This window comes from Delftia sp. PX-1 (assembly GCF_055797465.1).
Window position 1 is genome coordinate 4394113 of sequence record NZ_CP184763.1, and the last position, 12573, is coordinate 4406685.

Sequence of the window (12573 nt, forward strand, 5' to 3'; positions counted from 1 at the left end):
TGAGGCAGGAAATCGATGCTCACCCGTTGGACTACCGAATCCGAGAAAGAGCAACTGCTCGGACTTCAGACCGCTGAAATCCTGGACATGACCGCCAGACGGGAATTTCAGCGCATCACCCAGCTGACCAGCCAGATGTTCATGGTGCCGATTGCCATCATCACGGTTCTGGACGAGCACAGGCAATGGTTCAAGGCGCCCGTAGGTGTGGACATGGACGGCAGCCTGCGCACGGACGCCTTCTGCGACCACACCATCAGAAACGAAGGAATCATGGTGATTCCTGACACGCACCTTGACCGCAGGTTCTCAGGCAATGCGCTGGTAACCGGCCAACCGAACATCAGGTTCTATGCCGGCGTTCCCCTGATCATGAAATCCGGCCATGCCATCGGCAGCCTGTGCATCATCGATACCCGACCCAGAACCTTCTCTGAAGAGCAAGGCCGGCAACTGGCCGCCATGGCTGCGATAGTGCAGGCTCAGATCCAATACCATCACAGCATTGGAAAAGTGGACGAGGTCACGGGCTTGCACAATCGCTCGCAGCTCCAGTGCGACCTGAACAGCCTTTGCATTGTGGCCCCGCAGGAGGCACGCAGCCTGGTATTGATGGAAGCGATCAACCATTGCAGCCTGCTGGAAATGAGCAATGCGCTGGGCTTGAATTATGTCGAGCAGCTCCTGCGTGACATTGCGAAGGCCGTCACGGACATGACGGGACCGCACGCAACCGTGTACCACGTGGGCCTGGCCAGGTTTGCATGGATCATCAGCGCAGGCAGGCAAGAAGATGAAGAGGCCCTGGTCAGGCAATTGCTGAAACACCTGCAAAAGCCCATCACCAGTGCCGATCTCCGGTTCGAACTTCAGCCCCGGGCAGGCGTGGTGCGGTTCCGCCTAGTCCAGGCCGAGGTCGATGATGTCATTCGCAAGGCCATGGTGTCCGTGCAGCAGGCTGGCCACGACCATCGGTCACTTCACCGCTATGAGGAGAACGAGGACAGCCGCCAGCGAAGATCCTATCGGCTATTGCGGGACTTTGGGCATGCGCTGGACAAGGGGCAGCTGCGGCTGGTGTACCAGCCCAAATTCGACAACCGCAGTTTCAGCTGCAAGGGGCTGGAGGCGCTCATCCGCTGGAAGCACCCGGAAATGGGGGAAATCCCGCCCAGCGAATTCATCCCCCTGGTGGAAGCCACGCCGTTGATCCATGGCCTGACGCGGTTCGTGATCAAAACGGCGCTGGCGCAGGTTGCGGCCTGGAAAGCGGAAAGTCTCGACCTCCAGGTCTCCATCAATGTCTCGCCGCGCAATCTGGACGAGGTCGATTTTCCGGACTACCTCAACGCCATGTGCAGTCAATATGGCGTTGCCCTGGAAAATATCGTGATCGAGTGCACCGAAAGCGATGTGCTGACAGGCCATGGCACGGTCCAGGCGCTTCAGCACATCAGAAAACTCGGAATCCAGGTCGCACTGGATGATTTTGGTGCCGCCTACTCCAATCTTGCGTCACTCAAGAATCTGCCTGCCGAGATATTGAAGATAGACCGCTCCATGGTCTGCGACGTCGATACCAATGAGCGGGCGCTGGCCGTGCTCAAATCCATCATGACCATGGCCTCGGACCTTGGCTACCGCCTTGTGGCAGAAGGCGTTGACAGCGCCGAAGTCTTCGATCTGCTGGTTTCGCTGGGGTTCGATGAGATACAGGGCTACTATTTCAGCAGGCCCATGGAGGCATCGGAAATCAGGAAATTCGTCGAAGAGCGCAATCGATACGCACAGGGGAAATGAAGGGCCTTGGCCATGGCATGCCGGGCGCAGGCGCAGGCAATTGGCGGGACGACTGTAGGCAGTCTCCTCACCGTGGCGCTGGATCGGCTGACATGGCTTTGCTTGGTTTTCCGATCTCGCCGCTGCCGGGCTGCGCTCCTAATGAGGGCTTCAAATTTTGTTTTCCAGGAGTTCTCTATGACAGGTCTCAAGACGCTGAAGATGGGTTTGATCGCAACCGCGCTGATCGCAGCCACGGCCTCGACCAGCTGGGCACAGCCCGTGGCGGGCACCACCACCTTGGGCGTGGCGGCCACCGAAGTCCAGGCCGTGGCCACGGGCTGGAGCCTGAAGAAGTCCGTGCTGGGCAAGAGCGTCTACAACGAGGAAGGCAAGGCCGTGGGCAAGATCGACGACGTGATCGTCGCACCCGACAAGGCGGTCTCCTACGCCATCGTCGGCGCCGGCGGCTTCCTGGGCATGGGCAAGCATGACGTGGCCATTCCGGTGAACCAGTTCCGCGTGGAAAACAACAAGATCACGCTGCCCGGCGCCACCAAGGACGCGCTGAAGGCGCTGCCCAAATTCGAGTACGCCAAGAAGTAAGCCAGGCGCGCGCACTGCTTCTTTGACAAGCCCTGCGTTGCAGGGCTTTTTCGTGGGCGGCCGTGCAGGACCATATGATCGCGGCGGATCAGATTCATACCAAAAAATATCCGCGAGTCAATGAAAACAATCGTCGCCGTATCCTTGGGAATATCGCTGTGCATTCAGGCATTGCCCTGCCTTGCAGACAACAGCAATGGAAAGCAGCTCTACCTGTCCAGATGCGCCATGTGCCACGGGGCAGACGCCAAGGGTACGGGCCCGCTGGCCAACAAGAGCAATCCACCCACCCCCGACCTGGCGACCGCCGCGTTCAGAAAAAGGCTCCATGACTATCCGGGCGTGATCGTCTCGTCCGTCATTCTTCGCCCCAATAGCGACCTGATTCCCAGGACCTTGCGGGAAAACGGGGTGAAGGTGCCGCCCCATGCCTGGACCGTGAAGGATTTCCGCGACCTCAATGAATACTTCAGTGGCCTGGTTGCGAAGAAGTAGCCCTATATATCGAGTTTCTGCGCGCGCATATGCTCGCGCACCGCATCGACCAGGATGCTGGCCAGCCGGTCCACGGGCGCTGGCGCATCGAGCGTGGCACGGCCCAGGATCAGATCCATGGACGGCAGGGCCGGCAGGCCCAGGGCCTGCGCATCCAGCGGCTTGACGTGCGCGGGCAGGCCGAACGGCGTGCGCACGGACAGGCCCAGGCCTGCAGCCGTGGCGGCCCAGACGGCGGACAGGCTGGCACTGTTGAAGGCATGGCGCCAGGCTATGCCCTTCTTGTCCAGCGCAGCCGTCACGATGTCCCGCAAGGGGCAAGGCGCATCGAGCATGGCCAGGGGCAGCACGTCGTCGTCCTGCGCTGCACCACTGCGCCAGCGTGCCCAGCCGGCGTCGGCCGCGTCCATGGATGCCGGGCCAATCCACTGGAGCGGCAGCCGCATGATGTGCTCCCCATGCACGCACGCGTGGTTCACGCCCGCATCCCATAGCAGGGCCAGGTCGAATTGCCCGAGGGCGATGCGCTCGCGCAGTTCATCGCTGCGGGCCACGCTGGCTTCGATGCGCACATGGGGATGGGCGCGCGCGAACTGCCCCAGCACATGGGGCAGCACGCTTTCGCCCAGGTCTTCCTGCAGGCCCAGGCGCACCAGGCCGCGCAGTTCGCTGCCGCGCACGGCCGCCACGGCGCGGTCGTTGAGTTCGAGCAGGCGCAGCGCGTAGCCGCGCAGGGTTTCTCCGGCCTCCGTCAGCACCAGCCCCCGGCCGGACTTGCGCAGCAAGGGCGTGCCGCATTGGGATTCCAGCTTCTTGAGCTGGGCGCTGACGGCCGAGGTGGAGCGGCCGAGCTTGTCCGCGGCGCGGGCAAAACTGCCCAGTTCGACGCCGGTGCAAAACGTGCGCAGCACATCCAGGTCATAGAGCACACGTGTCATTGCCAAGCCTTCATCGTGCTGAAAAACTGGATTGTAGATACGAAATTATGTGATTTTCAGGATGGTTGGGACTGACCATACTGCCGGCCATGACCTCTTCTTCCGCCGGCCGCAGCGCCAATCCCAGCCCCTTGGCTTCCCCCCACCCGCCCCGCCACCGATGGAAGGTGCTGGCCGCTGGCGTCATCGCCAACGCCGCGTTTTCCGTGGCTTTCAGCGGCATCCCCATGACGGCCATCCTCATGCGTTCGGGCTACCAGCTGGACACGCAGACGCTGGGCCTGGCGCTGGGGCTGATGGGCCTGGGCATTGCGCTCAGCGAACTGCCCTGGGGCCTGCTGACGGACCGCTGGGGCGACCGGCCAGTGCTGCTGCTGGGCCTGTGCGGCACGGCCTTGGCCCTGGCGGCGATGGCGCTCTGGGCCTCGCCATCGCCGGACCATAACCCTTCGTTCGGCCTGCTGGCCGGCGGGCTGGTGCTGGTGGGGCTGCTGGGCGGCAGCGTCAACGGCGCCAGTGGCCGGGCCGTCATGGGCTGGTTTGCCGAAGGCGAGCGCGGCCTGGCCATGAGCATCCGCCAGACCGCGGTGCCCTTGGGCGGCGCCATTGGCGCCCCCTTGCTGACCGGCCTGGCCACGCATGCAGGCTTTGCCGCCGTCTATGGCGTGCTGGCGGCGCTGTGCCTGGCGGCGGCGGTGTTTGCAGCGCTGTGGATTCAGGAGCCATCGCATGCACCGGCCTCAGGCAAGGCCGCTGCGCCAGGCCGGGCCGGGCCATCCGCGCCAGGACCCCTGCGCGATCGGCAAGCCTGGCGCATGGCCGCCGGCATCGGCATCCTGTGCGCCCCGCAGTTCGCCGTGCTCTCGTTCGGAACGGTGTTTCTGCATGACCATGCCCACCTGGGGCTGGGCGTGGCGGCGGCTGTCATGTCGGCCGTGCAGCTCGCCTCCATAGCCCTGCGCATCTGCAGCGGCCGCTGGACCGACAGGCGCCAGAACCGCCCGGCCTTTCTGCGGGCCTGCTGCCAGCTCACCCTGGCGTTGTTCGCAGGCATGGCGGCCCTGAGCTGGAGCAGCCATCCGGGCGCATCGGCAGTGTCGCCCGCCATGGGCCTGGTGCTGATGGTGATGCTGGGCGTGTGCGGTATCTGCGTGTCCGCCTGGCACGGCGTTGCCTACACGCAGCTGGCCGGGCTGGCCGGCGCGGCCCGCGCGGGCACGGCGCTGGGCATGGCCAATACCTCGGTGTTCGCGGTGTGCTTCCTGGTGCCGCTGGCCATTCCGCACTTGCTGTCGGCCCAGGGCTGGGGGCTGGTCTGGGCCTGCGCGGCGGCCTGCGCGGGCTGGGCCATGCATCTGTTTGCACGGGCCGGGGTGGCCGGCAACCCCGGGGCCACGCAGGGGGCGTTATTGAACGAGAATACCGGCTGTCTTCCCACGGCCTCCTCGCACCGACCATGACCATCGCCCACTGGCTTGTTTTCTGCGGCGTCTCGCTGCTGATGTGCTTCACTCCCGGCCCGGCAGTGCTGCTGGCCATCTCCAACTCGGTGGACGTGGGCGCCAGGCGAACGGCCCTGAGTTCGCTGGGCAGCTCGGTGGGCATCTTCGTGGTCTCCGGGCTGGCCATGATCGGCATGGGCACCATTCTCAGCATGTCGGCCCACGCATTTCTGGTCATGAAGGTGGCAGGCGCCATGTACCTGATCTGGCTGGGCGTCAAGCGCTGGCGCAGCAAGGACGCGCTGCTGGGCAGCGACGCCGGCCTGGCGCCTGCCCACCGGCGTGAACGCGGGAACTGGCAGTTGGTGGCGCAGGGCCTGGGCGTGTCGCTGACCAATCCCAAGGCCATCCTGTTCTTCTCCGCGCTGTTCCCGCAATTCGTCATCCCGGGCGAGCCACTGCTCACGCAGTACCTGGTGCTGACCACCACGTTCGCGGTCTGCGCCCTGATCTCGCACGCCTGCTATGTGCTGCTGATCTCCATGATCAAGGGCCACGTGCTGGCGCACGCCAGGCTGTTCAACCGCATCGTGGGCGGCACCTTCATCGCGCTGGGCCTGGGATTGCTCAGGACGCGGCACAAGCTGGGCTGAGTGCGGGCCAGGGCTTCGCACTGGCCGTTCAACAGCTGTCGGATCAACCCGGCAAGCCCAGCCGCTCGCTCACCACCCGCTTGATCAGCTGCTCTGCAAAGCGCGTGACGCGGGTGGACGGGCGTGCGCGCGGAATGGCCAGCACCAGGCGGTTGCGCACGACGGGCGAGATGATCTGCGCGATCGACAGCTGCGACGGCGAGGCCGTGCCCTGGATGGCGCTCAGCGGCAGCACGGAGTCGCCCATGCCCCGGGCCACCAGCGAGAGCACGGTGTGCACGGAGTCGACCTCGGCCAGCATGTGCAGCGGCACGCCGCGCGGCACGGTGTAGCTCTCCAGCAGCTTGCGCAGCGCGTTGGGGCCGCGCGCCATGACGAGCTTGCGCTGGGACAGCGCTGCCATGCGGACCTTGGCGGGCAGCGCATGCCTGCTGACCAGCACCAGCGGCTCGCGCAGCAGGGTCTCCGTGGTGATCTGCGGCGAGTGCGGGGGATCGAACAGCAGGGCCATGTCCACGCGCCCGGCGATCAGCCATTCGCGCAGGCTGATGCTCAGGTTCTCCTCGATGGAGATGGTGACGTCGGGGTACTGCTGCAAAAAGCCCTGCACCAGGTCTGCGGCGATGGAGCGCGCCACCCAGGGCGGCAGGCCGATGCTGATGCGCCCGCGCGGACTGCGCAGCCGGTCCTGCATGTCCGATTCGGCCTGCGCGGCCAGCGCAAAGATGCCGGCCGCATGCTGCAGCAGCGCCTGGCCCGGCTCGGTCAGCACCACGCCGCGCCCGGTGCGCTCCAGCAGCCGCTGTCCCAGCTCCCCCTCCAGCAACAGCACCTGTCGGCTGAGGGCCGGTTGCGACAAATGCAGGGCGGCGGCGGCGCGGCTGAAGCTGCCGGCCTCGGCCACCGCAGCGAAATAGCTCAGGCGCGTCAGGTCCATGGTTCTCCTTGGCAAGGGCTTTCAGCATGCTTTTGGCTGATAGCAGGTATCAGCCAAGTCTATGCCTCATTCGCGGCAAGCCCGCCCACAATCGCCACAAGCCTTCGCTGTCGCTGCCTTGTTGCAAAGCCCCATGCCTGAACTCACCTACGCCCTGTCCCCCTCCAAGCCCGCGCTGCAGCTGCCTGCGGGCGCCTGCGATACCCATGTGCATGTGTTCGGTCCCGGCACCCAGTTTCCCTATGCGGCCGGGCGCAGCTTCACCCCGGCGGACGCGGGCAAGCACACGCTGTTTGCACTGCACCGCCACCTGGGCGTGTCGCGCTGCGTGATCGTGCAGTCCGCCTGCCACGGCCTGGACAACAGTGCGGTGCAGGACGCGATTGCCGCCGGTGGCGGCAACTACCTGGGCGTGGCGCTGGTGGCCGCCGATGTGTCCGATGGCGAGCTGGCGCGGCTGGCGGGTGCGGGGTTCCGGGGCGTGCGCTTCAACTTCATGCGGCACCTGGCCGGCGCCCGCATTGAAGACGTTCTGGCGCTGACCCCGCGCCTGGCCGCGGCCGGCCTGCATCTGCAGGTGCATTTCGAAAGCAGCCTGGTGCATACGGTGGGCCGGCAGTTGCAGGCCAGTGCCGTGCCCGTGGTGATCGACCACATGGGGCGCGTGGATGCGCGCCTGGGCGCAGGGCATGCAGATTTCCAGGCGCTGATGCAGCTGCTGGCCGACCAGCCGCAGTTCCACGTCAAGGTCAGCGGCGTGGACCGCATCGACAGCCAGCCGCCCTATGCCCAGGGCAAGCCGCTGGCGCGCCTGCTGGTGGAGCGCTTTCCCACGCAATGCCTGTGGGGCACGGACTGGCCCCACCCCAACCACACGCATGTGCCCGACGACGGCCTGCTGGTCGATGCGCTGGCCGACATCGCGCCCACGCCAGCGCTGCGGCAGGCCCTGCTGGTGGACAACCCGCAGCGGCTGTACCGGTTCTGAGGACCGCACAAGGCGCCTGTCGCCTGTGGCTCATCGCCCGTCGCCCTGCCCACAGATACCCATAAAAGGAGACATCCATGACAAGCATCCCTTCCACCCGCCGCAGGCGCTGCCTGTCCATGGCGCTGGCGGCCCTGGCGCCCCTCGCTGCCCTGGTTTGCGCCGCATGGCCCGCGCTTGCGCCCGCGCAGCCGCAGATGACGCGCATCGTCGTGGCCTTTCCGCCGGGCGGCCCGGTGGACTTCGTGGCGCGCACGCTGGCCGAGCAGTTGGGCAAGGAGCTGGGCAGCATCGTCGTGGTCGAGAACAAGGCCGGTGCCAACGGCGCCATTGCGGCCGAATACGTATCGCGCGCACAGCCGGACACGCGCACGCTGTGGCTGACCAGCGTGGGCGCCGTGGCCATCAACCCGGCGCTGTACCCCAAGCTCGGCTACAAGCCGGCCACCGACCTCGCACCGGTGTCGCTGGTGGTCAGCAACGTGGAGATGCTGGTGGTCAACGCCAAGGCGCCCTACGGCAACGGCGCGCAGTTCGTGGCAGCCGCACGCCAGGCCCGTACACCGCTGACCATGGCCTCGTCCGGCACGGGCAGCGTGCCGCACCTGGCCATGGAATTGCTCAAAGAGCATGCGGGCATCCAGCTCGCCCACATTCCCTACAAGGGCGCCGCGCCCGCCATCACGGATGTGGTGGCGGGCCATGTCGATGGTTTCTTTGGCGACATTCCCGGGCTGATCGGACAGATCTCCGCCGGCAAGCTCAAGCCCGTTGCCATTGCCGCCAGCCGGCGCCACCCGCGCTTTCCCGAGGTCAGGACCTTTGCCGAGATCGGCATCACCGGCGTGGATTCGGACAACTGGTACGCCCTGTTCGCCCCCAAGGGCACGCCAGCGGCCGAGACCGAAAAAATGAGCCAGGCCGTGCAGCGGGCGCTGAACACGCCCTCGGTCAAAAGCCGCCTGGAAGCCTCTGGCACTGAAGTCGTGGGCAGCACGCCGGCCGAGCTGGCCAGGGCGCTGCAGGCCGACACCCTCAAATGGAGCCGCGTGGTACGCGCCAACGGCATCACCCCCGACTGAAGCGAGCCCCCATGAGAATCCAACCCGTACTCCCCGGAACCCGCCCCGAACTGGCGGCTGTGGAATCGCGCATCCTGGCCGAACGCGGCCGCATTTCCGAGCTGTACCAGGTGCTGCTCAACAGCCCACCCATCGCCCACGGATGGGAGCAGATGCTGTCGGCCGTACGCAATCGCAGCAGCCTGGATGCAGGGCTGCGCGAGCTGGTCATCCTGCGCGTGGCCGTGCTCAACGGCGCGCCCTATGAATTCAATGCCCATGTACCCCATGCCCACAAGGCGGGCAAGAGCGATGCGGCCATCGAGGCGACCCGCAGCATCCCCTGCGCCGCGGATGCGCCGTGGACCGAGCAAGAGCACCTTGCCATCCGCCTGACCGATGCCATGACGCGCGACATCACCGTCGCCGACGCGCTGTTCGCCCAGGTGCAGGCCCGCTTCAGCGCGCAGGAACAGGTGGACCTGGTGGCCACCATCGCGGCCTACAACATGGTCTCGCGCTTTCTCACCGCATTCCATATCGGGCACTGAAGGCATGGCTGATTCCCGCATACCTGCCGACTGCCTGCTGCTGCAATGGACGATGGCAGCGCCCTGCCTGGCAAGCGCCAAGGCATTCGCAAGAAGCGCCTACGGTCCTGCGTTTGGCGACGCCCTCACCCAGGCGGCAGGCCTGGGCGTGCGCCTGACCGTCCAGCGATTCGCCTGGTCGGCCAGCACGGGGCGCATCTACGTCTATGTGGAGCTGCCGGGCCGCATGGGCGTCTCGCGGCCTGCAGTGCTTGCCGTGCAGGCGGCGGCGCAGGCCATGCTGCCGGCCGCATCAAACCTTGCGGCGTCCAGGCTGACGCTGGCCTTCGACCGGCCCGGCGCCTCGCACGGGCAGCAGCGCCATGCCCACTACACGGTGGAGATGGACCCGGCCGAAGGCTGGGCGCCCGAGATCTTTCGCTGGTACGACGAAGAACACATGCCGGGCCTGGCCGCCGTGCAGGGCAACATCCATTCACGCCGCTACCTGAACCACGACGGCGGCCCGCTGTCCCTGGCCTGCTATGACCTGCAAAACCCCGACGTGCTGGGCAGCCCGGCCTGGCTGCAGGTGCGCGCCACGGCCTGGAGCGACATCACGCGGCCGCATTTCACGCACACCGTGCGCACCATGTTCGCGACCGTGGACGCGGGGGATGGGGCCTGGCCGCCCTATTGAGCGCCCTATTGAGTGCCCTATTGACCGCCCTGCCCGGGAATCAGCAGCAGCTTGCCCACGCTCTGGCCCGACTCCATGCGCCGGTGCGCCTGCGCGGCCTCGGCCAGCGGCCAGGTGCTGTCGATCACGGGGCGGATGGTGCCGGCCGCCAGCGCGGGCAGCCAGCGCTGGGCAAAGCGCCGGACCATGGCCTGCTTGACTTCGGGCGGGCGCGACTTCATCACCGTGCCGAAGATCCTCAGGTGCCTGTACAGCAGCACGTCCATGGGCACGGCCGCCGCCAGCGCGCCGCCCAGCAGGCCCACGCAGACCATGCGCCCGCCCATGGCCATCGAGCGCAGGTTGCGCTCCAGATACGGGGCACCGATGAAGTCCACCACCACATCCACACCCTGGCCGCCGGTCTGCTCGGCCACCACGGCCTGGAAGTCTTCGCTGCGGTAGTCGATGAACACGTCGGCGCCAAGGCCCAAGACAGCCGCCCGCTTGTCGCCGCTGGCCGTGGCGAACACGCGCGCCCCGGCCGCATGCGCCAGCTGCACCGCCGCCGAGCCCACGCCGCTGCCGGCCGCGTGGATGAGCACGGCTTCGCCAGGCTGCAGTTGGGCCAGGTGGAACAGCGCCTCATGCGCAGTCACGAAGACTTCGGCCACCGCGCCGGCATCCGTCAGCGAAAGGCCCTCGGGCACATGCATGGCCATGCGGTGGTCGATGCGCGACAGCTCGGCATAGGCGCCGCCGCCCACGATGCCCATGACACGGTCGCCCACGGCGAAGCCCTGCACCTCGGCGCCCACTTGCACCACCGTGCCGGCGATCTCCAGGCCCATGAGGTCGGATTCGCCAAAGTGGGCGCGGCCATAGGCGCCCTTGCGGTGCGAGACATCGGCACGGTTCACGCCGATGGAGGCATTGCGCACCAGAAGGTCATGGGGCCGGACTTCGGGCCGGGCCACGTCGCGGGCCACGAGCACTTCGGGGCCGCCGAAATCGTCGAAAACAATGGCTTGCATGCGGGCGTCGTCATTCATGGCGAAAGAGTGTCCAAAAACAGGTTGAAGAAACGAATGCCCCGAGCTTACGACTGCCGCCAGCCGCTCGAACGCAGCGATTTCGCTCTACAGTGCTGCAAATCTGCATCACGCCAAACGCCATGAACTGGGATGACACCCGCATCTTTCTCGCCCTGACACGCGCCCCTTCCCTGCGCGCGGCCGCACGCATCCTGGGCGTGGACCAAGCCACCGTGGGCCGCCGCCTGAACGCGCTGGAGGCCGAGCTGGGCAGCAAGCTGTTTTTGCGCGCCAGGGATGGCTACCTGCTCACGGCCGCTGGCGAGGCAGCGCTGGGCGCGGCGCGACGCATGGAGGGCGCGGCGCTGGACCTGCGCACGCGCATCGAAGGCCTGGACGACAGCCCGGCCGGCTTGGTGCGCGTGACCAGCACCGACTCGATTGCCACCGAATTCCTGCTGCCCGCCATCGAGCGCCTGCAGCAGCGCTGGCCCGGCATCCGCGTGGACCTGGAGGTGTCCACCCAGATGCTCAACCTGGGCCGCCGCCAGGCCGACATCGCGTTTCGCAACGTCCGCCCCGAGGCGCCAGAGCTGGTGGTGCGCCGCGTGGCGGCATGGCCGGTAGGACTGTTTGCGAGTGCCGCCTATGTGGCGCGCTTTGGCGAGCCCGTGGCCGAGGACGAACTGCGCGGCCACCACCTCGTGGTCTACGGCCCCTTCCTGGAGCAGCGGCCCGTTCCCACCATGGTGGACGTGCCCGCGCGCCAGGCCAGGATCGCCATGGCCGCCAACTCCAGCCTGCTGGTGCGCAAGGCCGTGGCGGCCGGCATAGGCCTGGGCGAAATGCCCGTGAGCATGGGCGAGCGCGAAGGCCTGCTGCGCATCTGGCCGCAGCGCCAGCGCTCGGACGACTACGAGGTCTGGCAGGTCATGCACCCCGACCTGCAGCGCACGGCCCGGGTGCGCGTCACGGCCGAGTTCCTGGCCCAGGCGCTGGGCGCGGAGCCTGCGTGATGCCGAGCTTGTCCAGGGCGGCGGCAATCACGGCGGCAGGGATGCAGGCATGCAGCGGGAGCCGATGATCGGCAGAACCTGCGCCAGCGCACCGGACAGGCTGCCCGGTGGCCACAGGCTTCGCCTTCAGTCTTGGGAAGCAGGCCTGTGCCTGTCCTTGCGCAGCATCTCCAGATAGAGCGCCTCCACCTTCTCGCGCGCCCAGGGCGTCTTGCGCAGGAACTTCAGGCTGGAGCTGACGCTGGGGTCCAGCGCAAAGCAGCGCACCGGAACCTGCCGCGCAAGCCCGGCCCAGCCGTAGCGGGCCTCCAGGGCAAGGACGATGGCTTCGAGCGTGACGCCGTGCAGCGGATTGCGGGGCTGGGCGGCGGGAGGCGGGGTTTCTTGCATGGCGCGATTTTCGCCCGCCTTTGCA

Annotated in this window: 14 protein-coding genes; 10 read left to right on the top strand and 4 right to left on the bottom strand. The window is 66.8% G+C overall.

Annotated features, from left to right (window positions below):
* Positions 1-15: 15 nt before the first annotated feature.
* The 3 genes from ACN20X_RS20140 (at position 16) to ACN20X_RS20150 (ending at position 2880) form a co-directional block, all read left to right on the top strand.
* On the top strand, positions 16-1800 hold the full coding sequence (locus ACN20X_RS20140) for a putative bifunctional diguanylate cyclase/phosphodiesterase (RefSeq protein WP_473209807.1): 1785 nt from the start codon (positions 16-18) through the stop codon (positions 1798-1800).
* Between the two features lie 177 nt (positions 1801-1977).
* The gene (locus tag ACN20X_RS20145; RefSeq protein ID WP_016446396.1) at positions 1978-2385 is read left to right on the top strand and encodes a PRC-barrel domain-containing protein; all 408 of its coding nucleotides are present in this window, start codon (positions 1978-1980) and stop codon (positions 2383-2385) included.
* 120 nt (positions 2386-2505) lie between these two features.
* Positions 2506-2880, top strand: coding sequence for a c-type cytochrome (locus ACN20X_RS20150; RefSeq protein ID WP_473209808.1), 375 nt, complete (start codon positions 2506-2508; stop codon positions 2878-2880).
* 2 nt (positions 2881-2882) lie between these two features.
* Here the strand turns inward: ACN20X_RS20150 and ACN20X_RS20155 are convergent, their stop codons facing one another.
* Entirely contained in the window at positions 2883-3818 is a 936-nt protein-coding gene (locus ACN20X_RS20155) for a LysR substrate-binding domain-containing protein (protein ID WP_473210823.1), read from the bottom strand.
* A gap of 89 nt (positions 3819-3907) precedes the next feature.
* Between ACN20X_RS20155 and ACN20X_RS20160 the strand changes: the two genes are divergently transcribed.
* Together ACN20X_RS20160 and ACN20X_RS20165 are read left to right on the top strand one after the other, a co-directional pair.
* Positions 3908-5278: an MFS transporter gene (locus ACN20X_RS20160; RefSeq protein WP_473209809.1), complete on the top strand. Its 1371-nt coding sequence runs from the start codon at positions 3908-3910 to the stop codon at positions 5276-5278.
* A complete protein-coding gene (locus ACN20X_RS20165) occupies positions 5275-5913 on the top strand; it encodes a LysE family translocator (RefSeq protein ID WP_016451462.1) in 639 nt (212 codons plus the stop codon). The genes ACN20X_RS20160 and ACN20X_RS20165 overlap by 4 nt, the downstream gene beginning before the upstream one ends.
* Positions 5914-5956: 43 nt before the next feature.
* Here ACN20X_RS20165 and ACN20X_RS20170 read toward each other — a convergent pair whose 3' ends face one another.
* The gene (locus tag ACN20X_RS20170) at positions 5957-6850 is read right to left on the bottom strand and encodes a LysR family transcriptional regulator (protein WP_016446401.1); all 894 of its coding nucleotides are present in this window, start codon (positions 6848-6850) and stop codon (positions 5957-5959) included.
* A gap of 133 nt (positions 6851-6983) precedes the next feature.
* On the opposite strand from ACN20X_RS20170, the gene ACN20X_RS20175 reads away from it, so the two are divergent.
* From ACN20X_RS20175 to ACN20X_RS20190, 4 genes are all read left to right on the top strand, one after another.
* Complete coding sequence (locus ACN20X_RS20175) at positions 6984-7838, top strand: amidohydrolase family protein (RefSeq protein WP_061289477.1); 855 nt, start codon at positions 6984-6986, stop codon at positions 7836-7838.
* Between the two features lie 77 nt (positions 7839-7915).
* Complete coding sequence (locus ACN20X_RS20180) at positions 7916-8920, top strand: Bug family tripartite tricarboxylate transporter substrate binding protein (RefSeq protein ID WP_046238354.1); 1005 nt, start codon at positions 7916-7918, stop codon at positions 8918-8920.
* 11 nt (positions 8921-8931) lie between these two features.
* On the top strand, positions 8932-9450 hold the full coding sequence (locus ACN20X_RS20185; protein ID WP_016451460.1) for a carboxymuconolactone decarboxylase family protein: 519 nt from the start codon (positions 8932-8934) through the stop codon (positions 9448-9450).
* Between the two features lie 4 nt (positions 9451-9454).
* Positions 9455-10129 carry a hypothetical protein gene (locus ACN20X_RS20190; RefSeq protein ID WP_151019190.1) on the top strand — a complete coding sequence of 225 codons (675 nt, stop codon included), beginning with the start codon at positions 9455-9457 and terminating at the stop codon, positions 10127-10129.
* 17 nt (positions 10130-10146) lie between these two features.
* Here the strand turns inward: ACN20X_RS20190 and ACN20X_RS20195 are convergent, their stop codons facing one another.
* Entirely contained in the window at positions 10147-11160 is a 1014-nt protein-coding gene (locus ACN20X_RS20195) for an NAD(P)H-quinone oxidoreductase (RefSeq protein ID WP_034366753.1), read from the bottom strand.
* A gap of 122 nt (positions 11161-11282) precedes the next feature.
* Between ACN20X_RS20195 and ACN20X_RS20200 the strand changes: the two genes are divergently transcribed.
* The gene (locus tag ACN20X_RS20200) at positions 11283-12158 is read left to right on the top strand and encodes a LysR family transcriptional regulator (RefSeq protein ID WP_016446407.1); all 876 of its coding nucleotides are present in this window, start codon (positions 11283-11285) and stop codon (positions 12156-12158) included.
* 126 nt (positions 12159-12284) lie between these two features.
* On the opposite strand, the gene ACN20X_RS20205 is transcribed toward ACN20X_RS20200, so the two are convergent.
* Positions 12285-12548: a VF530 family protein gene (locus ACN20X_RS20205; RefSeq protein ID WP_191625470.1), complete on the bottom strand. Its 264-nt coding sequence runs from the start codon at positions 12546-12548 to the stop codon at positions 12285-12287.
* Positions 12549-12573: the final 25 nt, after the last annotated feature.